Genomic DNA, 24,825 nt, shown 5'->3' with positions numbered 1-24,825 from the left:
CTCTACGATTCGTGCATGCCTCGCGGTCCTGTCTTCGACCCGCTCGATCGAGAGCTCTTCGACACACAACGGCAGCGCTTCGACTGGAGCCTGTTACAGAACGGATCCGTCTACAGGTACGACACTCGATTCGGGCTCGACTGCGCTTCTAGGCGACTCGACGAACTCGGTTACCTGGTCCATCGGATCGATCTGCAGCACAGCACCACCGTCGTCGACGTCCACGCGGCGTTGGCCGGTGCACTGTCGTTCCCCGCTTTCTACGGCAAGAACCTCGACGCCTTCAACGATCTGATGTACGACGTCGGCGAGTTCCGATACGGCAGCGACCCGGACACCGCCGGCACAGTCCTCGCCCTTGCCGGCTACGACGCCCTGGTGAACCTGGACCGCCGGACGGCAGATGTGCTGCTGACCATTTTCGCGAAGCATGCGCGCCTGGCGGCGCTCTTCTCGCACCCGATGCTGTGCATCGTCGAATCGACCGCCCACGATCTCGGTCCCGTCAATGGACGACCGGTCCAGACCGGGAGTCTCTGGGACACACCACCGAGTTCCTGGCCGATCACAGCGAAGGAGATCGTCGAGTTCGAATTCGAAACGACCAACGCTGACGCCGCGGGGATGATCGAGGTCATCGCGTCCACGCTCGAGGAGCGGGTTGGCGGGTGGGCGAGGTGGCAGATCCTCGACCCGGTCCAACTCGACGGTTCAGCTGAGCATCTCGCAGAACCGCAGCGACAGCGTTGCGATGTGGTCGTGTCGGTGGGTGTGCGAGGGGAGGGCGACCTCGTTGAGATCGACGAGGACATCTATCGGGCTTTGGATCATGCAGGCCTGAGAGTGGGTTCTTCAAGCGGTTCGGGCTACCCCTTCGGTGCGGAGAGGGAGCGTGTTCTCGGTAAGTACAGCGAGCTGCGCGATCTGTCCGAGGATCAGTGACTGGTCAGGATTGAGCCACCCTCGACCTCCGCGGGCGATCCGCAGCGCTGCGGTTCCATCAACAACTCGTGCGGCTAGGGCATCGCCTTCTGGAACAGCCACGCGTCCCACAGCGGGCGCAGCGAGCGATCGGTGTAATGCGCTGCCAGGTCGGTGAATTCCTCGGTGGTGACGGTGCCGTGGCGGTGCTTGGCGGTCCACTGCCGGAGCAGGTCGAAGAAGGCCCCGTCGCCGAGCGCGGTCCGCAGCGCGTGCAGGGTGAGGGCGCCGCGCTTGTAGACCCGGTCGTCGAACATCAGCTCGGGCCCGGGGTCGCCGAGCAGCACGTCGTACGGCAGCCCGGTGAGGTTACGGTGCGCCTGGGTGGCGATCTCCTCTGCCGACGGTCCGCCCGAGTTCTCCGACCACAGCCATTCCGCGTAGCACGCGAAGCCCTCGTGCAGCCAGATGTCGCGCCACGACCCCAGCGTCAGGCTGTTGCCGAACCACTGGTGTGCCAGCTCGTGCGCGACCAGCCGTTCCGCGCTGCGCCTGCCGTCGCAGTGGTTCGCGCCGAACACCGAGATGCCCTGCGCCTCAATGGGGATCTCCAGTTCGTCGTCGGTGACGACGACGGTGTAGTCCGCGAACGGGTAGGGCCCGAACAGCCGGACGAAGGTCTCCATCATCTGCGGCTGCCTGCCGAAGTCGTGCTCGAACGCCGTCCGCAGCCGGGGCGGGAGCACCGCGTACATGGGCAGGCCGTCGTGATCGGCGTGCCTGCGCTCGTAGTGCCCGATCTGGATGGTGGCCAGGTAGCTGGCCATCGGCTCGGTCTGCTCGTACACCCAGGTGGTGTGGCTGGCCCGGACCTGCTTGCGCACCAGCGCGCCGTTCGCCAGCGCGAAGTACGGCGAGTCCGTGGTGATCGAGATCTGGTAGCTGGCCTTGGAGCCCGGGTGGTCGTCGCAGGGAAACCAGGACGCGGCGCCGTTCGGCTGGCTGGCCACCAGCGCGCCCTCGGTCAGCTCCTCCCAGCCCACCTCGCCCCAGAGGCTGCGGATCGGCCTCGGGGTGCCCGCGTACTGCACGGTGACCGACAGCGCGCCGCCCGCCGGGATCGCATGCGCCGGGGTGATCGTCAGCTTCCCGTGCTGGTGGGTGTATTTCGCAGGCCTGGCGCCGTTGACCGACACCTTCGACACCGACAGGCTCTGCGACAGGTCGAAGGCGAACTTCGTCCGGATCTCCGTGGTGGCGGCCGTGATCGACGCCTTGCCGGACAGCCGGTTGCCTGCCACCTTGTAGGTCAGGTCCAGCTCATAGCGCGACACCCGATAGCCGCGGTTGCCGACGTGCGGCAGGTACGAATCGAGCGGTTCCTCGTAAAATTTGCCGGCACCGCCGGCGGCGAACTTCCCTGGCTTGACCATCGTCACGCCCACGGGGTGATCGGGTTGCCCTGCCAGCGGGTGTTCGGCGGCACCGTGTCGCCGCGCATCACCAGGGACGCGGGGCCGACCGTGGCGCCGTCGCCGATGCCTGCCGCGGGCAGCGCGACGCAGTGCGGTCCCAGGGTTGCTCCGTTGCCGAGGGTGACGGTGTCCATGGCCATGATCCGATCATGGAACAGGTGGGTTTGCACGACGCAACCCCGCTCGACGGTCGCGCCGTCGCCGAGGGTCACCAGGTCGGCCTCTGGGAGCCAATAGGATTCGCACCAGACGCCGCGGCCGATCGTCGCACCCATGCCTCGAAGGTAGACGGTGAGGACGGCGGTGCCGGTGGCGGCGCGCGCGAACCAGGGCGCGGCGACGGTCTCGACGAACGCGTCCGACACCTCGTTGCGCCACACGAAGGAGCTCCACAGCGGGTGCTCCACCTTCCGGATCCGCCCGACGACGAGCCACTTCGCCACGATCGAGGCGGTGCCCGCCACCGCGCCCGCGACCAGCAGCACGATCCCGCTGAACAGGGCGGCGAACCAGAAGCCGATCGCGCCCGCCATCGCCTGCAGCGCGAACAGCACGCCGAGGCCGATGCCGAAGGTGATCATGACCGGGATCAGCCGGCACGTCTCCACCACGGCCCTGGCGATCTTGAGCCGCAGCGGCGGTTCGAACGTCCGGGAGGAGTCGGTGTCGTTGGCGGACCGGCGCAGCCGCACCGGCGGGCTGCCCAGCCACGACGAGCCGGACTTGGCCTTGCTCGGCGCCGCGGACAGCACCGCGACCAGACCGTTCTTCGGGACCCGCCGACCGGGCCCGGCCATCCCCGAGTTGCCGAGGAAGGCGCGCTTGCCGACCTTGGCCTCCTTGATGTGCAGCCAGCCGCCGCCGAGCTCGTAGGAGGCGACCATGGTGTCGTCGGCGAGGAACGCGCCGTCCGCGACCGTGGTGAACTTCGGCAGCACCAGCGCCGTGGAGATCTCGGTGTTCTTGCCGATGTTCGCGCCGAGCAGCCGCATCCAGACCGGGGTGAGCAGGCTGGCGTACAGCGGGAACAGCAGGGTCCGCGCCGAGTCCATCAGCCGCTCGGTCGCCCAGACCTGCCATCCGACGCGACTGCGCACCGGGTGGTAGCCCTCGCGAAGGCCGATGCCGAGCGCGCGGACCGCGATCAGGGTCAGCGCCGCGAACACGGCGAGCGTCAGGATCGTCGCGGCGGGCAGCCAGGCGAGCGCCAGGACCACAGCGGCGCCGAGGTCGGGGGTGTCGCGGACGCCCCAGCCGATCAGCGCGATCCCGGCCGCGAGCGCGAAGATCGGCATGCCTGCGATGACGACGGAGGTGAGCCCGAACACCGGCACCCACTTGGTCGCCAGCGGCGGGCGCTCGGTCGGCCACGGGTGGGCGGCCTTGCCGACCTTCACGGCGGGGGAGCCGGCCCAGCTCTGCCCGGCCTTGACCCGCCCTGTCACCGCCGAGCCGGGCGCGACCTCGGCGTTCTTGCCGACGCGAGCGCCGGGCAGCAGCGTGGAGCGGGCCCCGATGGCCGCGCCCGCGCCGATCCGGATCTCCCCGATGTGCACCACGTCGCCGTCGATCCAGTGCCCGGTCAGGTCGACCTCCGGCTCCACCGAGCAGCCGTCGCCGAGCACGAGCATCCCGGTCACCGGCGGCAGCGTGTGCAGGTCGACGTCGCGGCCGACGGTCGCCCCGAGGGCCCGCGCGTAGTAGATCATCCACGGGGCGCCGGACAGGTTGGCCGCGCCGCTGGCCTCGGTGAGCCGGTGCGCGACCCACAGCCGCACGTGTTCGCTGCCGCCGCGCCGGTAGGTGCCGGGGCTGAGCCCCCGCAGCAGCAGCCGGCACCCGGCGACGGAGATCGCCATTCGGCCGATCGGGGTGATGAAGGCGACGAACGCGGCCAGCAGCACCCACCAGGACACGGTCGGCGCCCACGGCACGTCGGTGAACAGGGCGAAGACGTTGTTGACGATCGCCAGCCAGGTCACCCACTGCAGCCCGGTCAGGGTGGTCAGCGGGATGGTGAGCAGGATCTGCGCGAGCTGGGTGGACCGCGGGGTCGGCTCGACGTTCCTCGGCTCCGCGGTGACGCTCGGGGCGAACTCGTCGAGGAACCCGGCCAGCGAGCCGAGCCGCGGATGGTCGTACACCTGGGCGACGGTGACCTCGGGGAAGCGTTCCCGCAGCGCGGTCACCACCTGGGCGGCGGCCAGCGAGCCGCCGCCGCTGGCGAAGAAGTCGTCGTCGGGGCCGGTGATCTGCGCGCCGAGGATCGACGCCCACAGCCCGGCCACCCAGGCCGCGGTGCCCTCGAGCCCGGCGGCCTCGGCGGCGTCCCCGGCGCCCGCGCCCGGCAACGGCCACGGCAGGGCCGCGCGGTCCACCTTGCCGGAGGTGCGGGTCGGCAGCTCGTCGAGCAGGGCCAGCCTCGGCACCAGCGCCGCGGGCAGGCGTTCGGCGAGCAGCTCCCGGGCCGCGGCGACGTCGAAGTCGGGGTCGGTGCTGGCCAGGTACCCGACCAGGATCGAGTTCCCGGCGGCGGTCTTGCGGACGGCGGCCGCCGCGCCGCTCACCCCGGGCAGGTTCTGCAGCGCGTTGTCCACCTCGCCGAGCTCGATGCGCCGACCCCCGAGCTTGACCTGGTCGTCGGCGCGACCCTGGAACAGCAGCCCCTCCAGCTCGAGGCGGACCAGGTCGCCGCTGCGGTAGGCGCGGTCCCAGCCGAGCGAGGGCATCGGCGCGTACTTCTCCGCGTCCTTCGCCGCGTCGAGGTAGCGGGCCAGGCCGACCCCGCCGATCACCAGCTCGCCGACCTCGCCGACCTCGACCGGGTTGCCCTCGCCGTCGACCACGGCCAGGTCCCAGCCGTCCAGCGGCAGCCCGATGCGCACCGGTCCGGTGCCGTCCATCAGCGCGCCGCACGCGACGACCGTGGCCTCGGTCGGGCCGTAGGTGTTCCACACCTCGCGACCGTCGACCGCGAGTCGTTCGGCCAGCTCAGGTGGGCAGGCCTCGCCGCCGAAGATGAGCAGCCGCACCGCCTCGAGCGCCTCGGCGGGCCACAGCGCGGCCAGTGTGGGGACGGTGGAGACGACGCTGACATCGCGCGAGACCAGCCACGGGCCCAGGTCCATGCCGCTGCGGACCAGCGCGCGGGGCGCGGGCACCAGGGTGGCGCCGTGCCGCCAGGCCAGCCACATCTCCTCGCAGGAGGCGTCGAAGGCCACCGACAGCCCGGCGAGCACCCGGTCGCCCGGCCCGATCGGCGCCTGCTGCAGGAACATCCGGGCCTCGGCATCGACGAACGCCGCCGCGTTCCTATGGCTGACCGCGACGCCCTTGGGTGTCCCGGTGGATCCCGAGGTGAAGATGATCCACGCGTCGTCGGCGACGGTGGGGACCCGCGGCGCGGGCGGGTCCTCGCGCTCGGGGGCGGTGCCTGGCTCGATGGAGTCGCCGGTGATGATCGCGGCGACCTTGGCCTCGCCGAACACCAGCTCCGCCCGCTCGTCGGGGTCGTCCGCGTCCACCGGCACGTAGGCGCCGCCCGCGGCGAGCACCGACAGGATCGCCACGTACAGCGAATACGAGCCGGACGGCATCCGGATGCCGACCCGGTCGCCCGCGCCGACCCCGGCCTCGCCGAGCTGCTGCGCGCCGCGGTACATCTCCTCGAGCAGTTCGAGGTAGGTCAGGGTGGTGGTGCCGTCGTCGATGGCGAGGGCCTCGGGGTTGGTCTCGGCGGTCGCGATGACGATGTCGATCAGGGTGCGTGGCGCGGGAGCCAGCGACGACCGAAGGTACTCGGTCGGGATCAGCTGGGATCGGTCCGTTTCCGGTTGGGACTGCAGTGGCACCCGGATTTCCTGTCTGAGTCGGCTGATTGTCGAGTCGTTATCTCATGACAAGTTTGCTAGCTGGTGAACTCGTGGACGAGCGCGGCACGCAGTGGAGGGGTATCGGGGCCTGCGCAACGACGGAAATTGCCGCTGAGACATGCGAGCAGACTACGCCCGAAAAATTCTTCGGCCGTGGTGTCGTATCCGGGGTGGCGCCTTCGTCGCCTGGGTAGAGAGGCTTCCCGGCCCCTCACCCACACGGAAGGATGACAACCATGTACTACCTGGCATTGCTGGCGGGCGAGGAGAACGGTGCGGCGTCGACCCCGGGGACCCCGGAGTTCGGGGATGCAGTGGCCCGGCACGAGAGGTTCTGGGAGGCCGCGGGCACCGCGCTCGTCGGTGGCGGCGCGCTGTACCCGACCGCGGAGGCGGTCACGATCCGGCACGAGAACGGCGGCACGCTCGTCACGGACGGCCCGTTCGCCGAGTTCTCCGAGGTCGTCGGCGGGTTTTATGTGCTCGAGGCCGACGATCTGGACGCGGCGCTGGAGCTGACCCGACAGATTCCGGACGCCTCGGAGGGATTCGTCGAGCTGTGGCCGATGGTCTTCTGGCGGCTGGAGGACGAACACGCCGGGTGCTATCTGGCGGTGCTGCGCGAGCCGGCGGGTGCGGCGAACACGCCGGGGTCGGCGGAGTGGGACGAGGGCATCCGGGCGCACGGCCGGTTCGGGGAGTTCGCGGGGCAGGCCCTCCGCGGCGGTGGCGCGCTGCACCCGCCGTCGTCGGCCACCACGGTCCGCGTCCGTGACGATGAGTTGCTGCTGACCGACGGACCGTTCACCGAGGCGGCCGAGATCGCGAACGGCGTCTACCTGCTCGCGGCCGCGGACCGGGAGGCGGCGACGGCCCTGGCGGCGCGCATCCCGCTCGGCCCCAAGGGCTGCATCGAGCTGCGGCAGATCGTGGACGAGTAAATGCACGTCGACCCGGTGTTTCGGGCGGAATCGGGCCGCGCCATCGCGACGGTGGCGCGGCTGGTCGGCGATCTCACGCTGGCCGAGGACGCGGTTCAGGAGGCCTTCGCCGAGGCGATCCGGAGCTGGCCGCGGACCGGGATGCCAGAGAACCCGGGCGCGTGGATCACCACGGTCGCGCGCAACCGCGCGCTGGACCGGCTGCGGCGGGAGTCGTTGCGGGGCAACAAGGAGCTCGACGCCACGCGGCTGTTCCCGCCGACGGAGGAGGAGGTGTGGCCGGTGCGGGACGATCAGCTTCGCCTCATCTTCACGTGCGCGCACCCCGCGCTGGCCCCGCAGGCGCAGGTCTCGTTGACGCTCCGCCTGGTCTGCGGCCTGACGGTGGCGGAGATCGCGCGCGCATTCCTGCAGCCCGAGCCGACGGTGTCACAGCGGCTGACCCGCGCGAAGAGCAAGATCCGGACGGCCGCGATCCCGTTTCGCCTGCCGCCGGAACACCTTCTCCCGGAGCGCGTTCCGCAGGTGCTCGCGTGCATCTACCTCGTCTTCACTGAGGGATACTCGGCGACCTCGGGGAGCTCGGCGATCCGTGACGAGCTGTGTGAGGAGGCGATCCGGCTGGGTCGCTTGCTGTGCGAGCTGATGCCCGACGAGCCGGAGGCGTGGGCGCTGCTCGCCCTGATGCTGTTGCAGGACAGCCGCCGGGGAGAGCGGATCGCCGCCGACGGTGCGGCCCGGCCGCTCGAGGAGCAGGACCGCTCGCGGTGGGATCGCGGCCGGATCGAGGAGGGGATGCGGTCCCTGGCCGTGGCCCGGCATTCCACGGGCCAGTACTTCCCGCAGGCGGTGATCGCGGCCGCGCACGCGGGCGCACCGAGCTGGGACGCGACCGAATGGGCGGTGATCGTCGCGGCCTACGAGCGGTTGCTCGAGCTGACCGGTTCGCCGGTGGTGGCGGTGAACCGGGCCGTGGCGGTGGGTTTTCGGGACGGGCCCGAGCGGGGCCTTGAGGCTCTGGACGCGGTCCCCGACGATCCGCGGCTGGCCCGGTTACGGGTCCCGGCCCGGGCCGAGCTGCTGCGCCGGATGGGCCGGACCGCCGAGGCCGAGGACGCCTACCTCGCGGCGTTGGCGTTGGCGGGCAACGAGACGACCGAGCGGTTCCTACGGCGCCGGCTCGAGGAGGTCCGTGCCACCCCCGCGGACCGGAGCTGACTGCCGGGCGGACCGCGGGTCGATGAGTTTCCGTCTGCTCGGCCGTCTACATCGGTAGGCGTCGGCAGAGGCCTCAGGCGAAGGAGGGCGATGATATTGGAGGCGGAATTCACCGCGACCATGCGCAAGAGCGCGAGCAAGGGCGGCTGGACGTATGTGCTGTGGCCGGAGTCGGTGACGTTCTTCGGGACCAGGGGACTGGTGAAGGTCCGGGGCACGATCGACGGCTGCCCGTTCCGGAGTTCGTTCATGGCGATGGGCGACGGAACGCACAAACTGCCGGTCCGCGCCGACATCCGACGGGCGATCGGCAAGGGCGAGGGGGACACCGTGACGGTCCGGCTCATCGAGCGGATCGATCAGGCGGGCTCCGGTTCCTGAGGCCGCGCGATCATTCCCCGGCGAGCGAGTCGAGCGCGTCCTCGATCGGGGTGTCGCCGGTGTTGAAACCGATGAACCGACCGATGGTCGCCGGCCTGAGCAGCACCGCCGCCGCCACCCGCGCGACGTCCAAGCGGGGCACCGTGCCCGACTCGAGGCCAGGCCCCACCTCGATCCGACCCGTGCCCGCGTCGAGGGTGAGCGTGCTGGGACCGAGGATCGTCCAGGCGAGGGCGGTGCCGCGGAGATGGTCGTCGGCCGCGGCCTTGGCCTCCGCGTAGGGGAAGAACGAACTGTCGCGCGGGACGCCGTGATCGGCCCGGGCCCCGAAGTAGGACACCATCACGTACCGGTCGACGCCTGCGCGGGCGGCCGCGTCCATCGAGCGGATCGCCGCGTCGCGGTCGACGGCGTAGGTGCGGGTGGGGTCACCGCCGCCGGCACCGGCCGACCACACCACGGCGTCGTGCCCGCGGATCAGCTCGGCGATCCGGTCCGTGTCGAGTCCCTCGACATCGGCGACGACGGCGGTGGCGCCGGTCTCCTCGACGTCCTGGGCGTGCGCTGGATTGCGGATCAGGGCGGTGACCTCGTCGCCCCGGCCGGTGAGAATCCGCGAGAGCTGCCGGGCGATCTTGCCGTGACCGCCGATGATGACGACGCGTGCCATGCTGGTTCCTTCCGTCGGTGCCGCTGCCAGTACAGCGCGTCGGTCCGGCCCCGCGCAACGGAACGCGGGGCCGCCTCGTTCGGTCCTCAGCCCGCGGCCTTCTTCACCAGCTCGCCGATCCTCTCCGCGTCGGCGTCGGTCAACGTGGTCAGGGCGAAGGCGGTCGGCCACATGGTGCCGTCGTCGAGGTTCGCGGTGTCGTTGAAGCCGAACGTCGCGTACCGGGCCTTGAACTTCTCCGCGCTCTGGAAGAAGCACACGACCTTGCCGTCCTTGGCGTAGGCGGGCATGCCGTACCAGGTCTTCGGCGCGAGGTCCGGCGCGTTGGCCTTGACGATGGCATGAATCCGTTCGGCCATGACGCGATCGGATTCCGCCATCGCGGCGATCTTCTCGAGCACGTCCTTCTCCCCGTCCGCCTTGGCATTGCGGGATCCGCGACGGGCCGCCGTCTTCAGTTCCTGGGCGTGCTCTTTCATCGCGGCACGTTCTTCGTCCGTGAACCCGACCGCGGACTTGGACTTCGCAGTGGTGCGTGTGGTCGATTTCTGAGCAGTCATCGCCTTGATTCCTCCGTGTGAGTGATGGTGAGGACGAAATTGATGCTAGGGAGCAGATGCACCCGAGTCACTGCACGACGAGGGTGCGCCGCGCGCTGCGCCGGGTGTACGGCAGCACGAACAGGTAGAGGCCGCTGAAGAGCAGCACGGCCAGCGGGAGCAGCGGCAGGTAGGAAAACCAGATGGCGGCCTTCATCGACACCGCGACCGTGGCGACGATGACGGTGACCGTGAAGACGATGGCCGTCCAGCGGTGGATCTGCCGAAAGCTGTTGTTCGAGTTCATGGGGACTCCTTGGGGAGATGAGCGAGGGGGCGCCGAGCGCGGCAGCGGGGCGGGACTCAGCGGTCCTGGATCAGCCCGAGGACGTTGCCGTCGGCGTCGGTCACGGTGGCCACCAGGCGGCCGCCGCCGACCTCGTTCGCGGCTTCCTTCACGATGGCGCCCGCGGCGGTCAGCTCGGCCAGCTTCGCCTCGATGTCCGGCACGTGCCAGTAGGCCACCGGTCCGGTCATGCCCTGCGGTCCACCGCCCGGCACCAGCCCGATGTGCTGGCCCTCGGCCTCGAAGCCGACGTAATAGGGCGAGTCGGTCTGCGGCTCCACGCCGAGCAGCGCGGCGTAGATCGTCTTGGCCGTCGCCAGGTCGGATACGGGATGCAGCACGGTCTTGATTCCCTGGGTGGTAGAGCTGGTCATGGTCACTCCTGAAGTTGGGGTGGATCGGATGTGTCACAACCATCGCTCTCGGTGGGGCCACTCCACATCCGTGGTGACCACGGAACCGTCCACGGAAAGGGGGCACGGATCGTCCGTGCCCGACACGGAGAACGTCCGAAGGTGCTGAGGGCGAAGCGGATACTGCAAGATGAGCCCATGATGGCGACGGTGGAGATCTCCGCTCGGGAAGCCGAGGTGCTCGCGTTGGTGGGGGAGCACCTCAGCAACGCCGAGATCGGCGCGCGATTGTTCATCTCGGTGCGAACCGTGGAGAGCCATGTCTCCTCGCTCCTGCGCAAGCTGGAGGTTCCGGATCGGCGGGCGCTCGCCCAGCGCGCGTCCGAGCCGGCGCACACCGATCGGTCGCACCCGGCGCCGGTCCTGCCCGCACCGCTGACCTCGTTCATCGGCAGGAAACTGGAACGGGCCGAGCTGACCGCGATGGTCAAGAACGATCGGCAGGTGACCGCGGTCGGCCCCGGCGGAGTCGGCAAGACCCGGCTCGCGTTGACGGTCGCCGCCGAGCTGGCCGAGGAGTACTCGGACGGGGTGTGGTTCGTCGACCTGGTACCCATCACCAGCCCGGACATCTCCGTGGTCGCCGGTACGGTCGGCCTCGCACTCGGTCTCGGCGAGCAGCCCGGCCGTGGCATGGACGAGTCGGTGCTTGCCGCGCTGGCCGACCGTCACGCCTTGCTGGTGCTGGACAACTGCGAACACGTTCGGGACGGGGTGGCACTCTTCATCGAACGGCTGCTCGCGGCGTGTCCACGAGTGACGGTGCTGGCGACCAGCCGGGCTCGGTTGATGGTGCCCTTCGAACGGGCGTACACGGTCCCGCCGATGTCGTTGACCGGTGACGGCGAATCGGACGCGGTCGCGTTGTTCATGGATCGCGCGGCGGCGGGCGGCTGGCCGCCGAATCATGCTCTGCGGGAACAGGTTGCCGCGTTCTGCGGGGGTTTGGACGGGATGGCGCTTGCGATCGAGCTGGCCGCGGCCCGCTGGACCACTCTCGGGCTGGACGGACTGAGCGACGGATTGTCCGACCAGCTCCGGATGCTCGCGGGCGGAGCCCGCACGGATGACCGGCACCGCTCGGTGCGGGCGGCGCTGGACTGGAGCCACGCCCTGCTGGAGCCGGACGATCGAGTGCTGCTGCGCCGGTTGTCGGTGTTCATGAAGTCGTTCACCGTCGCGGCGGCGGCGGAGGTGACCGCGTCGGAGAAGGGCGTCGTCGCGGATGGGCTGGCCCGGCTCGCCGAGCAGAGCCTGCTGGTGGTGATCGCGTCACCGACCGGGACCCAGTACCGGGCGCTGGAAACCATCCGCCAGTACGGGATGGAGCGGCTCGTCGAGGCCGGTGAGCGCGACGAGGTCCGGTCCCTGCACCTTCGCTGGTGCCTGGCCGAGGCGGCCGACCTGGCGGTGGTCCGGGCGGACTGGCGGGCCCGATTCGACGCGGTGGCCGACGATCTCCGCGCCGCCCTTGCGTGGGTGGCCGACCGGCCTGCGCAGCGCGCGGAGGCGTACGGCCTCGCCCGGCAGCTGGCGGAGCTGACCTTCACCCGTCACCTGATCGGCGAGTCCCAGCAGCGCTACGAGCAGGCGGCCGCGCTCGCGGACGAGGCGGCCGCCGCCTCGATGTTCCGGCAGGCCGCTGCGGTGGCCGGGTGCCGGATGCGTGGTGACGACATGTACCGCCTGAACCGGGCGGCCGCGGACGCGGCGAAGCGAGCCGGGGACACCGCAGGCGCCGCCGCCGACCTCGCGACCGCCGCCACGAACGCCTACCGGTTCGCGAGCAAGTTCGTCCGGACCCTGCCGCCGGAGGAGGCGATCGCGCTCATCGCCGAGGCGAGGGAGCTGGCGGGCGATGACCAGGCCGCCGAGGCCGCGGTGGCGCTTGCCGAGGCCGGGAGGGGTCTCACCGAGGCGTTCGGTGCCGCCGAGGGCGCATCCGACGACGCGGTAGCGGAGACGATCGCCCGCGCCGAACGGGCGGTCGAACTCGCCCACCGCACGGGCGACCCCCTCGCCGAGTCCGCCGCGCTCGACACGCTCACCGGCGCCCAGAGCTGGGCCGGTGACGCGTTCGCCGCCGCGGCCACGGCGCGGCGCCGGATCACGCTGCTCGCGTCCGCGCCGCCAACTCCGACCGGCACCCACGAGCTGATCGACGCGCTCGGTGAGGCCACCGAGGCCGGACTCGGCGTGGGGGACCTGCCGGGTGCCCGCCGGTGGGCACGGCAACTCGCGGATCATCCGATGCTGGTCGAGGTCGGCCATCGTGCGACGAGCCAGCTGTTGGTGGCCGACGCGTTGGCGGGCAATGTCGACGAGGTACTGACCCGCAGCGCACGGTTCCTCGAGGCGTGGCAGCGGTCCGGCAGACCGACCGGATCGGTTCTCGGTGCGGCGGTGGCCGGTGTGGGGATGATCCACGGCCTACGCGACGACGACGGTGCGCGGCGCGAATGGGCGGAGGTCATGGATCAGCTCGCCACCCCGGCGGAACATGCCTACGGCTACCGGGCGGTCTACGACTCGATGCTGTTGCTGCACAACGGAGATGCGGGCGAGGCGCTGGAGCGGATGGCGCCGGAACCCGGCGAGGTGTGGAGATGGGTCACGTGGGTCTGGCTGCACTGGTACGTGGCGCTGCGCGCCGAGGCCACCGTGCTGACCGGCAGCCCCGATGCCGCCGATCGCCTGGCCGAGGCCCGGACAATCGTGGCGTGCAACCCCGTCGCCGGGGCCATCGTGGAGAGGGCTGAAGCGATGCTCGCCTGGGACCGGGAGCGTCTGCTCGCCACGGCGGATGCGTTCGACGCCGCCGGTTGCCGCTACCAGTCGGCGCGGACCAGGGTGCTCGCAGGCGGCGACCACGCCGACCGCGGGGCGGCCGCGCTCGCCGATCTCGGTCTCGCCCCGATGGCCACGCCCCGGCCGTCCTGACCGAGGCGGGTCCGCTTCGGTCAGGAACCGCCGGCGGAGGCGAGGGTGCCGATGCCGAGGGCTGCGAGGATTCCGGCGCTGACGGTCTCCAGTCGCTGGGTCACCTTGGGCCTGCGCAGCAGCGCGACCAGGCGTGACGCGGCGACCGCGAAGGCGCCCATCACCACCAGCGCCACGACGGCCTCGACCGCCCCGAGGGTCATCGCCGAGCCGAAGGTCACCTGGTCGAGGAACTGCGGGACGACGGCGAGATAGAACAGGCCCATCTTCGGGTTCAGGGCGCACGAGAGCATCCCGGCGCCGAACGCGGATCCGGTCGAGGCCGCGACCGGTCCCGTCGCGGCGGGTCCTGCCGCCCGCCGCCGGAGCAGGGCGCGGACCCCGAGGTAGAGCAGGTACAGCCCGCCCGCGATCTTGACGACCCGGTAGGCGGACGCGGACTGCTCGAGCAGTGCCGCGACGCCGAGGGCCACCACCACCGCCCAGAACAGGCTGCCGATGGCCACCCCGATGGCCGCGGCGACGCCAGGGCGGATGCCGCCGATGCTGTAGCGGAGCACCAGGAACGAGTCGGGTCCCGGCATGAGCGCGAGCAGCAGGCAGACGCCCGCGAAGCTGAGCAGGGTGGCGGCGGTCATGGCGACAGGAAACCGCGGATCAGGACGCGAATCAAATCGGCGTCATGGGCGCAGCGCCGCGAAGTCGGCACCGGTCATCTCGACGGACAGCTCCCACAGTTCCCGCGCCAGCTCGGGATCCCGCGCGCTCTGGCTGCGACCGCACCGGGTCACGGGTCCGCGCATGCCGCGCAGACCCTCTGGGCCCAGGTAGTCGCCGTTCTCGACGTCGGGCATCGTCGCGCCGTAGAGCTGGCTCAGCGCGCCGTCGGCCTCGCTGTTGACGACGATCCGCATGCCCAGCCGGGTGAGCGACGCGAGTCCGGGGATCGGCGGCAGCATCGAGTCGAAGAGGTTGGTCGCGGCCACACCGGGGTGCGCGCCGATCGAGATCAGCGGGCTACCCGCGGCCGCGGCCCGCCGGGCGAGCTCGGCGCTGAAGATCAGGTTCGCGAGCTTGGACTGCCGGTACGCGGCCATGCGCTCGTACGGGCGTCGGTCGAAGTTCGGGTCCTCGAGGTCGATGGTCCCGCCGTAATGCGCGATGCTCGCCAGGGTGACCACCCGCGGTGCCTCGGCCCGCAGGAGCAGCGGCAGCATCGCGTCGGTCAGCGCGAAATGGCCGAGATGGTTGGTGCCGAACTGGGTCTCGAACCCGTCGGCCGTCGTGCCCTTCGGGATCGCCATCACCCCGGCGTTGTTGATGAGCACGTCGACGGACCCCACGGCCGCCGCGGTCTCGGCGGCCGCCGCCCGCACCGAGGCCAGGTCCGACAGGTCGAGCCGGACCAGCACGTGTTCGGCGGCGGATCCGGCGGCGCGACCCGCCGCCCGGACCGATTCCAGCGCGCTCGCGGCGCGCTCGAGGTCGCGGCAGGCCAGCACCACTCGGGCGCCCGCGCCCGCGAGCGTGGTCACGGCCTGCAGCCCGAGACCGTTGTTCGCGCCGGTGACCATGATCGTCCGGCCGCGCTGGTCGGGCAGGTCCGCCACCCCGAACCGCGGCTTCACGAGCGGCCGCCGGGCCGCGCGCCCGGCCTCGATGACCGGGCCGGGGTCCCGTCGGTGGGATTCGGGCGGCTCGGATTCGGGCATGGCTTCTCCAGACGTTGCGGCGCGGTCCTCGTGCCCGACCCTACGGCCGACCGCGCCACCACGCCCGGAGATGCGCTCAGCCGCGACCGAGTCGCTCGTCCGCGGCCGCGTGTGCGGCGGCCAGCGGGGTGATGCCCGCGCGCTCGGCCCGGTCGAACAGCTCGCCGAGGGTGCTGCCGATGAGATTCACCCGGGCCAGGACCTCGTCGTAGCCCCGGTTCTCGCCGTCGGCCAGGATCGCGAACAGGGCGCCGCCCGCGTTGGCGACGAAGTCGGGTGCCCACAGGATCCCCATGGCGGCCAGGCGATCCGCGCCGTCCGGGCGCGCGAGCTGGTTGTTGGCCGGACCCACGACCGCGCGGCAGTCGAGTCCGTCGATCACCTCGTCGGTGAGCACACCGCCGACACCGGCAGGGACGAAGAGGTCCGCGGGCACGAATGGGGCGTCCTCGGGCCGGACCCACTTGGCGCCGATCTCCTCGGCCAGCGCCCGCTTGCCGAGATCGATGTCGCTCACCGTGAGGACCGCGCCCTCCGCGGCGAGCGTGCGTGCCAGCCGAGAGCCGACCTGTCCGAGCCCGCTGATCGTGACCCTCAGGCCCGCGAGGCCGGCGCCGGGGAAGGCCCGATCGACCGTCGCGCGCAGGGCGGAGTAGACGCCGACCGCGGTGGGCTCGGCCGGTTCGCCGATTCCGCCCGTGGCGGTGGGCAGGCCGAAGACGTGCGCGGTCCGTTCCCGGACGATCTGCATGTCGGCCGCGCTGGTGCCGACGTCCTCGGCGGTCCGGTAACTGCCGCCGAGCCCGTCGACGATGTCGGCCAGGTCGAGCATGGCCGCGCGGCGCCGGTCCCCGTCGAGGACCTCGCCCGGCGCCAGGGCGATGACGGACTTGCCGCCGCCGGTGTCCAGGCCCGCGACCGCACACTTGAGGGTCATCGCGGCGGACAACCGGAGCGCGTCCTGCATGCCGTCCTGCCAGTTCGGGTACTGCCACACCCGGCAGCCGCCGAGCGCGGGTCCCAGCCGGGTGGAGTGCACGGCGACGGTGATCGGGAGGCCCGAGCGCGCACCGGCCTCGAGGGCGACGTGTTCGTGGTCGAAACCGCCGTGCGGGGTGCGGGTGACGGGTCGGGCTTCCAGGGTGGTCATCGTTGACGTCCTTCCGATAGCTGGGCTGGGTGGCGCTCAGAGCAGTGTCGAGGTGCGCTGTGTGTCGCCACTACAGTCGATATGGCTGGCAGAACAGTCAATAGTGAGATTTCTGGCTGATCGCAGTGATCAGTAGGCGGGGGTGACGCGGGTCACTTGTGTGACGTAGCGCTCAGTTGTCCACCGATCGGTGGACCCGAGGTTCCACCGGCGGACCCGCCGATCGGCGGACAGACACGAGCGGCGCCCCCGACGAGAGTTGATTGCGTACCCGAACCCCAGGAAAGGGAATCGCATGACGACAACACAGGCGCCGCTGCAGCTCCGGAGGGTTCTGTTCATCGGAACCCCGGCGGCCTTCGTCGAGGCCGAGCGGTGGGTCGCGGCGCACGGTCTGGAGTCCACGCGGACGCTCGGCGACGACCTGCTCGTCGCGATCGCCACCGAGGACGTGCTCGACGGGATCTGCTCGGCCGCAGACGCGGCGGCGGTGCAGCACGTGCGCGCGCTGGGGGTGCCGTGCGTCGGGGTGGCTCCCACCGTGCCGGTGTTGTCCCTCGCGGCCTATCTGATCTGAACCAAAGGGGCTGCACACCACGGTATTCCATACGAAACAGAAGAAGCCATCGGGCGTCAGGGGCCGGCTCGCGGATCACGCGAGCCGGTCCTTGCTGTTGACAACCCGCGGACCGAACTGCCATCCTCGCCGTAGGTCATGAGTGCCAGCAGATAGCCCCGGCTTGCTGGCCGGCAACCCTCCACCGCGGTGGGGTGCCCCGGGTGACGACCTGGCTGTGGTCCAACACCGGACCCGGCAAGCGCGGGCTCGTTGTCTTCCACAAGCACACGGGTCCCTGAAACCGAGGGATGTCTGATGACTGCTGTTCTCACCGCCACCGCCACCGCCGTTCGCTCCGACGAGCGTTGCACCGACCGGCCGTTCGCCGAGGTCTCCGGGGCCGACCTGACCGTCCCGCTTTCCGGCGGCGGGACCTGCACCTACGCGAACTTCGACTACGCGGCCAGCGCGCCGGCGTTGGCTCAGGTCACCGCGCGGGTGCAGGAGTTGCTGCCGTACTACGCCAGCGTGCACCGGGGTGCCGGCTATGCCTCGCAGGTGTCCACCGCCAGCTACGAGGGAGCCCGCGACGTGGTCGCCGGGTTCGTCGGGGCCCGGTCCGACGACGTGGTGGTGTTCACCAGGAACACCACCGACTCGCTGAACCTGCTCGCCGGCTGTGTGCCCGGTGAGACCGTCGTCCTCGACATCGAGCACCACGCAAATCTGTTGCCCTGGAAGAAGAACGGGGCGCGGGTCGTCCGGTCCGCGGACACCGTAGCCGAGACGGTGGAGCGGATCGTCGCCGAACTGTGCAGCAAGCCTGCCGCGCTGCTCGCCGTCACCGGCGCCTCCAACGTGACCGGCGAGGTACTGCCGATCGCCCGGCTCGCCGAGGTCGCGCACGCCTGCGGGGCGCGGATCCTCGTCGACGGCGCCCAGTTGCTGCCGCACCGGCGGGTGGACATCGCCGCGCTCGGCGTCGACTACCTGGCCTTCTCGGGTCACAAGCTGTACGCGCCGTTCGGGGCGGGCGCGCTCATCGGCAGGCGGGACTGGCTGGATGCCGCCGAGCCGTACCTGGTCGGCGGCGGCGCCACCCGCGACGTCTCGGCGGAGGGCGTCGACTGGGCGCAGGCCCCGCAGCGGCACGAGGCAGGCACCCCCAACGTGCTCGGCGTCGCGGCGCTGGCCGCGGCCTGCACGGCATTGGCAGGCCTCGACGAGGAGGCGTCCGAGCTGCACGAGCGTGCCCTGTGCGCTCGGCTCGTCGACGGGCTGCGCGGCATCGACGGCGTCGAGCTGCTCCGGATCTGGTCCGACTCGCCGGATTCGGTCGGCATAGTCACCTTTGCCGTCGACGGATTCGCGCCCCGCGAGGTGGCGAGCTACCTCTCGGACCGGCACGGCATCGGGGTCCGCGACGGCCGGTTCTGCGCGCACCCGCTGCTGGCCCGGCTCGGCAGGCCGGACGGCGCGGTCCGGGCGAGCCTCGGCCTTGGCAGCCACGCCACCGATGTGGACCGGCTGGTCGCGGCGCTGCGGGAACTGGTGGACGGCCGCCGCCCCGCCATCGGCCTCGCCGGGTAAACTCGCGCCATGGCACCCGTGACGACTGTGGCGACTGACGCCCGGTGGTGCCGTCGGCATGTGGATCTCTGCCGTACCGCGTCGGGCATGTGTCTGGGCTGAGCTCGCCCCCAGCTCATCAGCTCGCACGCATCTCTCGAGGAGACCCATGTCCATCGATTCGTCTTTCCGTACCCGGCCGCTGCACGTCGCGGTCGAATTGTCCGGCGCCGGTCACCACCCCGCGTCCGCGGCGCACACCGACTTCCGGATCCCGCTCGGGCTCACCGACTACTGGGTAGACCTGACCGCACCCGCGGACCCCGACGCGCAGCTCGATCTCGCCGCGATTCCCGGCACCGTCGTCCGCATCCGAGCGCACGACCTCCGCGGGGCGCAGCAACAGCGTGACCGGATCCGGGCGGACGCCGCGGCCGATGGCCGGGACCCGGACTCGGTCACCGTGCTGCTCGACGTCGAGGTGCTCCTCGGCGATGATTCACGTTCCGCGCGAAGGGAACTGGCGCTGCTCGACGGTGGGCTCCGGGGTGTCCGGGTGCCCGATTCGATCTCCTATGTCGGGACGGCATCGGGCCTGGCCGGGCTCATCGCCGACATCCGCGCGGCGGGGGTCGCCGACGGGGTGACCCTGCTGCCGCTGGTCCTGCCCCGAGTGCTCGACCGCGTGGTGGACGACGTGCTGCCACTGCTGCACGAGCGCGGCGTCACCCGCCCGTCGGCGGCGCTCGGCGAGGTGCTCGGGCAGTTCGGGTTGACCTCTGGCAGAAGCATTCTCGCGTCATAGCGGGTATCCGACGGCGGGAGCCATCGTCCGGTCGCACCGGTCGATGGCTCCCGCCGTTCGTCGGTCAGGCCGCCGCGGTTTCGGTGATGATGCGGACCCGGGGGTCGGGATCGAAGCGGTAGCCGGTGCCGCGGACGGTGGACACCAGCCAGCCGTAGCGCCCGAGCTTCATCCGGACCCGGGAGACGTGGACGTCCACGCTGCGCCCCGCCCGTTCCCGCTCGCCGAGGGTGCCGCTCAGCTCGAGCAGCCGACGCCTGGAGACCACCACCCGCGGCCGCCGGGCCAGGTGGGACAAGATCTCGAATTCGGTGTGGCTCAACGAGACCGGCTCGCCGCGGGTGAACACCTGCCGGGCCGGGAGGTCGATGACCAGCGGAGCGTCGATGGCCGTCGGCTTCGGGAGAGCGGCGGCAGGCGCAGGCGCGGTGTCCATCCGGGCCCGGGTGCTGACGCCGGGGAGGAGCTCCTGCGCGGTCGCCCGGAGTGCGTTGGCGAGGGCGACCAGCTGCTGCCGGTCGGTGGATCCGGTATTGCTGAACTGCAGGGTGAGGATCAGGTCGGGATTCGAATCCCGCTGTCCCAGTGCGGAATCAACCATGGGTAACTCCCAATTTCGAGTGTGTTGGTGTGCGCCGGTCGTGGTCAACGACAGCTGCGACACTCACTCCGAACGGGGGAGAGGACGGTGGAGGTGGGCATGGTGGTGTTCGCCGCCGGGATCATTCGCCGAGCGGGGTCGGACGGAAGTACCGGCCGTCGTGGTACAGCAGGGGAGCCGCTGCCGCCTCCGCGTCGTCCTCGTCGTGCACGCGCGTGACCAGCCCGATCACCAGCGTGTGGTCGCCGATCGGGATGAGCTGGTGGACGGTGGTGCGCAACCAGATCGGTGTGCCGTGCAGCACCGGCTCGCCGGTTTCGAGGCGCTTCCACAGCGATTCGTCGGCGAAGCGCTGGTCGGCGCTGCGCGAGAAGCGCTGGGCGAGGTGCTGCTGGTGTTCGCCGAGCAGGTGGATCACCAGCGAGTCCGCTGCGTGCAGCGCCTTGATGCTCGAGGAGTTGTGCGCGATGTTGAACGAGACCAGCGGCGGGTCCAGCGAGATCGATGCGAAGGAGGTGGCGGTGAAGCCGACCGGGCCCGCCCCGGCGTCGAGCGTGACGATGGTGACGCCCGCCGGGTAACGGCGCATCGCCGCCCGATACTGGTCGGCGGTGATGCCGATCGGGTCCTCGGGGGTGGCCGCGTTGGGCAGGTTCTCGAGTGGCTGTGACAACGGATTCTCCGGATCTTCGGCTGCGTGAGAAGCACGCACTAGGGGTGCGTGCCGACGAGTCGGATCAGCGCGGACACCGGCTCGCGGAGGTGCGGCACAGGTCGACGTGTCGGCGGCTCCACACTCCGTCAGTCACTTCGCCTCCAGGGATCTGTTTCGCCCACTATAAGACCCGGGTCAGTCGACGTCGATGGCCAGCCCGGCCGTGATGCGGAGCAACTCGGAGAAGGTGGTGCGGAACACGGTCGCGGGATGGCCGGCCGCCGCCCACAGCTCGGGGTACTGCGCGAGCGCCGCGTCCACGTAGGTGGGCAGGTTCGTCGGGTGCCCCACCGGGGCGACGCCGCCGATCGGCTGGCCCGTCACCTCCCGGACCGTGTCGGCGGGTGCCCGGGTCAGGGTGCCCTCGAGTCGCTTGCCGGTGTGCTCGATGTCGACCCTGTGCGCGCCGGAGACCAGCAGCAGGATGGGGTCGTCGTCGAGCAGGAACACCAGCGACTTCGTGATCGCGCCGACGTCGACCCCCAGCGCGGCGGCGGCCGCCTCCGCGGTGTGGGTCGACTCGTCCTGGGTGACCACCACGCCGTGATGGCCACGGGAGATCAGGACGCGCGCGACGTGGGCGGCGTTCGGGTGCAGGAGCCTGGCCATGCCCCACAGTAGGACCGGCGCGGCGGCCGCGCACGGCATCCGGGCCGACGTGTCGCGGCACTCACGCCGTTGCGGGTGCGCGCCTGCTGGTTCTGGCGGCGAAGCCGAGCATCAGTGCGACCCCCACCACGGTGTAGATGGCGAGCGTGACGATCGGCTGGCCGACTCCGGTGCCCTGGAAGTAGACGATCGACCGCACCCCCTCGGTGCCTGCCCCCGGGGTGATCCAGCGCCCGATGGCGGCGTAGAAGCCCGGCAGCACATTGGAACCGAAAGCGCCTCCTGCGCTCGGGTTCCCGAGCACGACGAAGATCAGGATCGCCAGCGGCACTGCCAGGATCCCGACGGCCGCCCGTAGCCCCATGGTGAAGATGCCCGTCGCGAAGACCACCCCCGCGCCCAGGAGTGAGAGCGGCAGCAGGTGGCCGGTGAAGGTGCCGAGCAGGTGCGTGGTGATGAGCGCGCCGAGGAATCCCGAGACCGCGGCGTATCCGGCCATGATCGCGATGTGCTTGCCCGCCTCGCGCAGGGTGCTCGGTGCACCGATGAGCAGTCCGATGGCGGCGGCGAGCAGGTAGCCGCCCACCACCCAGCCGAGCGAGAGGTAGAAGCCGGACAGGCCGCGGTTGTCGTGCACCGCGACCGGCACCTCGTCGCGGACGACGAACGTGCGGTGCTTGACGGTGTCGACCTCGGTGAAGATGCCCTCGAGCGCGGTCGCGGCCGAGCTGCCCGCGGCGTTGGCGGTGATGAGGGTGTCGGTGCCGGCGGGGCTGATGACGTAGGCGCCCATGATCTCGCGGTCCCGGATCAGCGAGCGCGCCTCGTAGGTGTTCGCCGCCGTGCGCGCCTCGACCGGGTGGCCGTCGATGCCGTTGAGCTCGTCGGTGACCTGCTGGCCGATGCCGTCGGGCAGTCCGGACTCGGTGACCACCGCGATCGGGATGTCGCGCGGGGTCGGCTGGTGGAACGCGGCCACGTAGCTGGTGATGAAGCCGAGCTGCAGCAGCAGCACGCCAAGGACCACCGCGACCATGATCTGCCGCGGGCTGTAACGGTCGGTCGGGCTGGTGGACCGGTGCGGTTCGGTGGTGGTGGTGGTCGTCATGGCTTCCTTGCTCTCGCGGCGCGTCCTTGCCGATACTCTCGGTATTGAATACCGTAGGTATCGTGAACGAGGTAGGTCAAGGGAGAGCTGCGTCACCGCCGGGCCCGCTCGCCCGGCCGGGACGCGACGTGGTGCGCCAACGGCTGATCGACGCGGCCGCCGAGGAGTTCGTCGAGAACGGCTTCGCCGCGGCCACGCTGGCGGACATCGCCCGCAGGGCGGGGTTCACCAAGGGCGCGGTGTACTCGAACTTCGAGTCCAAGCAGGACCTGTTCGCGGAGCTGTTCGCGCAACGGTCCCTCGAGCTGGCCGGGCGGGTGCTCGCCGAGATCGCGGGGCTCAGTCCGACCGCCGCCGCGGGGCGGGGCGGCGAGACGATCAGCTCCTGGCTGGTCTCCGACCCCGGCTGGGCGTTGCTCGTGCTCGAGTTCGGCCTGCAGGCCGCAAGGGACCCGAAGATCGCGCAGGCCTACCTGCGCGAGCGGCGGCACCTGCGCGGCCAGCTCGAGGAACTCATCGCCGAGCGGGCATCGGATTGGGGCGTCGGGCGGCGCCTCGACGCCCGCAACACCGCGATCACGCTGATGGCGCTGATCTCCGGGCTGATGCTCGAGCACGCGGTCGACCCCGAGCAGGTCGACCGGCGCGCTGTTCAGACGGCCGTGTCCGAGCTGTTCGCCGGGGCGATCGCGAGCGCCACCCGCGGTTGAGCGGGCTCCTCACGGGGTCACTCAACCGCGGTGGGGCGGTCAGTACACCGATACCGGCGGGCGCCGGCCGGCCCAGGGCATCGCCCGCTCGAGGTCGCCCGCCAGCGCCAGCAGCGTCCCCTCGTCGCCGTACCGGCCGACGAACTGCATGCCGATCGGCCAGCCCTGCGTCGACTGGGCGAGCGGGAGCGAGATGGCGGGGTGCCCGGTCGCGTTGAACAGCGCCGTGAACGAGGCGTACTCGAAGATCCGGTCGTACCAGCCGCGTGCGTCCAGCGCGGGGTCGTCGGCGTCGAGGCGGCCGAGCGGGATGGTCGGTCGGCTCGTCGTGGGCGTCAGCAGAACATCGAACCCGGTGAGGAACCGTGCGACCTCTCGCGTCACGGTGTTGAACACCCGCTCGGCGGCGTAGATGTCGAAGGCGGACAGCGTCTTTCCATGCTCCACGCACGCGAGGGTGGTCGCCTCGAGGTGTTCCCGTCCGGGGGTCAGGCCCAGCTGAGCCGCGGCACCCGTCACGGCATCGCCGAGGAAGCTGCACCAGGCGTCGAGGTTTGCGCGGTCGAACGCCACGGAGTCGATCGACGGCGCGGCCTCGTGCACCTCGTGGCCCAGCTCCGACAACTGCTGCGCGACCATCTGGACCGCGGCCACACTCTCCGGGTCCACCGCGCGGTCCGGGTCGGCGGGGCTCGTGGTGAAGGCGATCCGGAGCCGCCGAGATCCGGTCCGCGCCAGCTCGGCGAAGGGCCGTTCCGGTGCGGGGAAGAGGTAGCGGTCGCCCGGCTCGGAGCCGTGCACGGCGTCGAACAGCGCTGCGCAGTCGCGCACGCTCCTGGTGATCGCGAACTCGACGCCGAGACCCATGAGTGGATCGGCGAAGTCCGGCCCCGCGGTGATCCGACCCCGGCTCGGTTTGAGGCCGACGGCCCCGCAGGCCGCTGCCGGGATCCGGATCGACCCGCCGCCGTCGTTGGCGTGCGCCATCGGCAGTGCGCCCGCGGCGACCAGCGCGGCCGAACCTCCGCTGGAGCCGCCCGCGCTACGGGTGAGATCCCACGGATTGCGGGTCGGCCCGCCGTAGGCCAGCGCCTCCGTGGTGGCGTTGAAGCCGAACTCGGGCGAGGTGGTCGTCGCCATCGTGGCCAGGCCGGCCCGGCGGAAGCGGGCCATCAAGTGGGTGTCGTACGGATAGACGACACCCGGGCCGAACAACCTGCTGCCGCTGCGGGCCGGGACGCCCGCCGCATGCACGATGAGGTCCTTGATCGCGAACGGAACTCCCGCGAAGACCCCCGTCTCGTCGAAGCCGAGCGGGGCCTCGTACCGCTCGCCGGCGATCGCGGACAACTGCGGATCGATCTTGTCGAGCGCCTGTCCTGCGGCCGCCGCGACCTCTGCCGCGCTGACCTGCCGGTCGCGGATCAGGGCCGCAAGGCCCGTCGCGTCCTGTGCCGCGTATTCACCGATGTCCATACGGTCCTCCTCGTGGTGGTGTGGGTTCCGCGGACGGTATGGCGGGCCGGCGTTCTCGGCCTCCGTCGTTTTGCGGAGGCGTGAATCGCGGTGGG

The 24,825-nt window shown here is 71.1% G+C and carries 25 protein-coding genes and 1 riboswitch; of the genes, 10 read left to right on the top strand and 15 right to left on the bottom strand.

The window, feature by feature from the left end; all coding sequences use genetic code 11:
* The first annotated feature begins 15 nt into the window (after nucleotides 1-15).
* Complete coding sequence (locus tag JOE46_RS15335) at nucleotides 16-942, top strand: barstar family protein (protein WP_097212877.1); 927 nt, start codon at nucleotides 16-18, stop codon at nucleotides 940-942.
* Between the two features lie 74 nt (nucleotides 943-1,016).
* Here JOE46_RS15335 and JOE46_RS15330 read toward each other — a convergent pair whose 3' ends face one another.
* Entirely contained in the window at nucleotides 1,017-2,354 is a 1,338-nt protein-coding gene (locus JOE46_RS15330; protein ID WP_097212977.1) for a M1 family metallopeptidase, read from the bottom strand.
* Nucleotides 2,355-2,356: 2 nt separating this feature from the next.
* Complete coding sequence (locus JOE46_RS15325; protein ID WP_209927761.1) at nucleotides 2,357-6,247, bottom strand: Pls/PosA family non-ribosomal peptide synthetase; 3,891 nt, start codon at nucleotides 6,245-6,247, stop codon at nucleotides 2,357-2,359.
* A gap of 257 nt (nucleotides 6,248-6,504) precedes the next feature.
* On the opposite strand from JOE46_RS15325, the gene JOE46_RS15320 reads away from it, so the two are divergent.
* The 3 genes from JOE46_RS15320 (at nucleotide 6,505) to JOE46_RS15310 (ending at nucleotide 8,808) form a co-directional block, all read left to right on the top strand.
* Complete coding sequence (locus JOE46_RS15320) at nucleotides 6,505-7,209, top strand: YciI family protein (protein ID WP_209929120.1); 705 nt, start codon at nucleotides 6,505-6,507, stop codon at nucleotides 7,207-7,209.
* Complete coding sequence (locus tag JOE46_RS15315; protein WP_209927760.1) at nucleotides 7,210-8,427, top strand: RNA polymerase sigma factor; 1,218 nt, start codon at nucleotides 7,210-7,212, stop codon at nucleotides 8,425-8,427.
* 90 nt (nucleotides 8,428-8,517) lie between these two features.
* Nucleotides 8,518-8,808: a DUF1905 domain-containing protein gene (locus JOE46_RS15310; protein ID WP_209927759.1), complete on the top strand. Its 291-nt coding sequence runs from the start codon at nucleotides 8,518-8,520 to the stop codon at nucleotides 8,806-8,808.
* Between the two features lie 10 nt (nucleotides 8,809-8,818).
* Here the strand turns inward: JOE46_RS15310 and JOE46_RS15305 are convergent, their stop codons facing one another.
* The 4 genes from JOE46_RS15305 to JOE46_RS15290 all read right to left on the bottom strand — a co-directional run bounded on the left by JOE46_RS15305 (nucleotide 8,819) and on the right by JOE46_RS15290 (nucleotide 10,737).
* Nucleotides 8,819-9,478, bottom strand: coding sequence for an SDR family oxidoreductase (locus JOE46_RS15305; RefSeq protein WP_209927755.1), 660 nt, complete (start codon nucleotides 9,476-9,478; stop codon nucleotides 8,819-8,821).
* Between the two features lie 86 nt (nucleotides 9,479-9,564).
* Nucleotides 9,565-10,038, bottom strand: coding sequence for an iron chaperone (locus JOE46_RS15300; protein ID WP_097212883.1), 474 nt, complete (start codon nucleotides 10,036-10,038; stop codon nucleotides 9,565-9,567).
* Nucleotides 10,039-10,105: 67 nt separating this feature from the next.
* Nucleotides 10,106-10,324: a hypothetical protein gene (locus tag JOE46_RS15295; protein WP_097212884.1), complete on the bottom strand. Its 219-nt coding sequence runs from the start codon at nucleotides 10,322-10,324 to the stop codon at nucleotides 10,106-10,108.
* Nucleotides 10,325-10,380: 56 nt separating this feature from the next.
* The gene (locus JOE46_RS15290) at nucleotides 10,381-10,737 is read right to left on the bottom strand and encodes a VOC family protein (RefSeq protein ID WP_097212979.1); all 357 of its coding nucleotides are present in this window, start codon (nucleotides 10,735-10,737) and stop codon (nucleotides 10,381-10,383) included.
* A gap of 177 nt (nucleotides 10,738-10,914) precedes the next feature.
* Between JOE46_RS15290 and JOE46_RS15285 the strand changes: the two genes are divergently transcribed.
* Nucleotides 10,915-13,716 (top strand): LuxR C-terminal-related transcriptional regulator, encoded by a 2,802-nt coding sequence (locus JOE46_RS15285; protein ID WP_209927753.1) that lies wholly within the window; start codon nucleotides 10,915-10,917, stop codon nucleotides 13,714-13,716.
* Nucleotides 13,717-13,736: 20 nt separating this feature from the next.
* On the opposite strand, the gene JOE46_RS15280 is transcribed toward JOE46_RS15285, so the two are convergent.
* From JOE46_RS15280 to JOE46_RS15270, 3 genes are all read right to left on the bottom strand, one after another.
* Nucleotides 13,737-14,354 carry a LysE family translocator gene (locus JOE46_RS15280; protein ID WP_097212886.1) on the bottom strand — a complete coding sequence of 206 codons (618 nt, stop codon included), beginning with the start codon at nucleotides 14,352-14,354 and terminating at the stop codon, nucleotides 13,737-13,739.
* 42 nt (nucleotides 14,355-14,396) lie between these two features.
* Nucleotides 14,397-15,428, bottom strand: coding sequence for an oxidoreductase (locus JOE46_RS15275; protein ID WP_209927751.1), 1,032 nt, complete (start codon nucleotides 15,426-15,428; stop codon nucleotides 14,397-14,399).
* A 76-nt stretch (nucleotides 15,429-15,504) separates the two neighbouring features.
* The gene (locus JOE46_RS15270; RefSeq protein WP_097212888.1) at nucleotides 15,505-16,578 is read right to left on the bottom strand and encodes a Glu/Leu/Phe/Val dehydrogenase family protein; all 1,074 of its coding nucleotides are present in this window, start codon (nucleotides 16,576-16,578) and stop codon (nucleotides 15,505-15,507) included.
* Nucleotides 16,579-16,873: 295 nt separating this feature from the next.
* On the opposite strand from JOE46_RS15270, the gene JOE46_RS15265 reads away from it, so the two are divergent.
* From JOE46_RS15265 to JOE46_RS15255, 4 genes are all read left to right on the top strand, one after another.
* Nucleotides 16,874-17,155 carry a hypothetical protein gene (locus tag JOE46_RS15265; RefSeq protein ID WP_097212889.1) on the top strand — a complete coding sequence of 94 codons (282 nt, stop codon included), beginning with the start codon at nucleotides 16,874-16,876 and terminating at the stop codon, nucleotides 17,153-17,155.
* A gap of 134 nt (nucleotides 17,156-17,289) precedes the next feature.
* A riboswitch (SAM riboswitch) is annotated at nucleotides 17,290-17,405 on the top strand.
* A 47-nt stretch (nucleotides 17,406-17,452) separates the two neighbouring features.
* On the top strand, nucleotides 17,453-18,727 hold the full coding sequence (locus JOE46_RS15260; protein ID WP_209927749.1) for an aminotransferase class V-fold PLP-dependent enzyme: 1,275 nt from the start codon (nucleotides 17,453-17,455) through the stop codon (nucleotides 18,725-18,727).
* 9 nt (nucleotides 18,728-18,736) lie between these two features.
* A complete protein-coding gene (locus JOE46_RS27140) occupies nucleotides 18,737-18,829 on the top strand; it encodes a putative leader peptide (RefSeq protein ID WP_354578721.1) in 93 nt (30 codons plus the stop codon).
* A 46-nt stretch (nucleotides 18,830-18,875) separates the two neighbouring features.
* Entirely contained in the window at nucleotides 18,876-19,511 is a 636-nt protein-coding gene (locus tag JOE46_RS15255; RefSeq protein ID WP_097212891.1) for an LLM class flavin-dependent oxidoreductase, read from the top strand.
* 64 nt (nucleotides 19,512-19,575) lie between these two features.
* Here JOE46_RS15255 and JOE46_RS15250 read toward each other — a convergent pair whose 3' ends face one another.
* The 5 genes from JOE46_RS15250 to JOE46_RS15235 form a co-directional block, all read right to left on the bottom strand.
* A complete protein-coding gene (locus JOE46_RS15250; protein WP_077043011.1) occupies nucleotides 19,576-20,112 on the bottom strand; it encodes a winged helix-turn-helix domain-containing protein in 537 nt (178 codons plus the stop codon).
* A 121-nt stretch (nucleotides 20,113-20,233) separates the two neighbouring features.
* Nucleotides 20,234-20,785, bottom strand: coding sequence for an NADH:FMN oxidoreductase DszD (dszD, locus tag JOE46_RS15245; RefSeq protein WP_077043010.1), 552 nt, complete (start codon nucleotides 20,783-20,785; stop codon nucleotides 20,234-20,236).
* Between the two features lie 64 nt (nucleotides 20,786-20,849).
* Nucleotides 20,850-20,909, bottom strand: coding sequence for a putative leader peptide (locus JOE46_RS27135; RefSeq protein ID WP_374102921.1), 60 nt, complete (start codon nucleotides 20,907-20,909; stop codon nucleotides 20,850-20,852).
* Between the two features lie 53 nt (nucleotides 20,910-20,962).
* Nucleotides 20,963-21,436, bottom strand: a complete 474-nt coding sequence (locus tag JOE46_RS15240; RefSeq protein WP_077043934.1) for a YbaK/EbsC family protein — start codon at nucleotides 21,434-21,436, stop codon at nucleotides 20,963-20,965.
* 61 nt (nucleotides 21,437-21,497) lie between these two features.
* A complete protein-coding gene (locus tag JOE46_RS15235) occupies nucleotides 21,498-22,544 on the bottom strand; it encodes a hypothetical protein (protein ID WP_373560272.1) in 1,047 nt (348 codons plus the stop codon).
* A 131-nt stretch (nucleotides 22,545-22,675) separates the two neighbouring features.
* Between JOE46_RS15235 and JOE46_RS15230 the strand changes: the two genes are divergently transcribed.
* Nucleotides 22,676-23,254 (top strand): TetR/AcrR family transcriptional regulator, encoded by a 579-nt coding sequence (locus JOE46_RS15230; protein ID WP_097212982.1) that lies wholly within the window; start codon nucleotides 22,676-22,678, stop codon nucleotides 23,252-23,254.
* Nucleotides 23,255-23,293: 39 nt separating this feature from the next.
* On the opposite strand, the gene JOE46_RS15225 is transcribed toward JOE46_RS15230, so the two are convergent.
* Nucleotides 23,294-24,730: an amidase gene (locus tag JOE46_RS15225; protein ID WP_097212892.1), complete on the bottom strand. Its 1,437-nt coding sequence runs from the start codon at nucleotides 24,728-24,730 to the stop codon at nucleotides 23,294-23,296.
* Between the last annotated feature and the right edge of the window lie 95 nt (nucleotides 24,731-24,825).

This window comes from Rhodococcus sp. PvR099, assembly GCF_017833315.1.
Lineage (GTDB): Bacteria > Actinomycetota > Actinomycetes > Mycobacteriales > Mycobacteriaceae > Rhodococcus_G > Rhodococcus_G oryzae.
The sequence above is the reverse complement of the archived record's forward strand: the minus strand, read 5'-3'. Positions and strand labels throughout refer to the sequence as shown.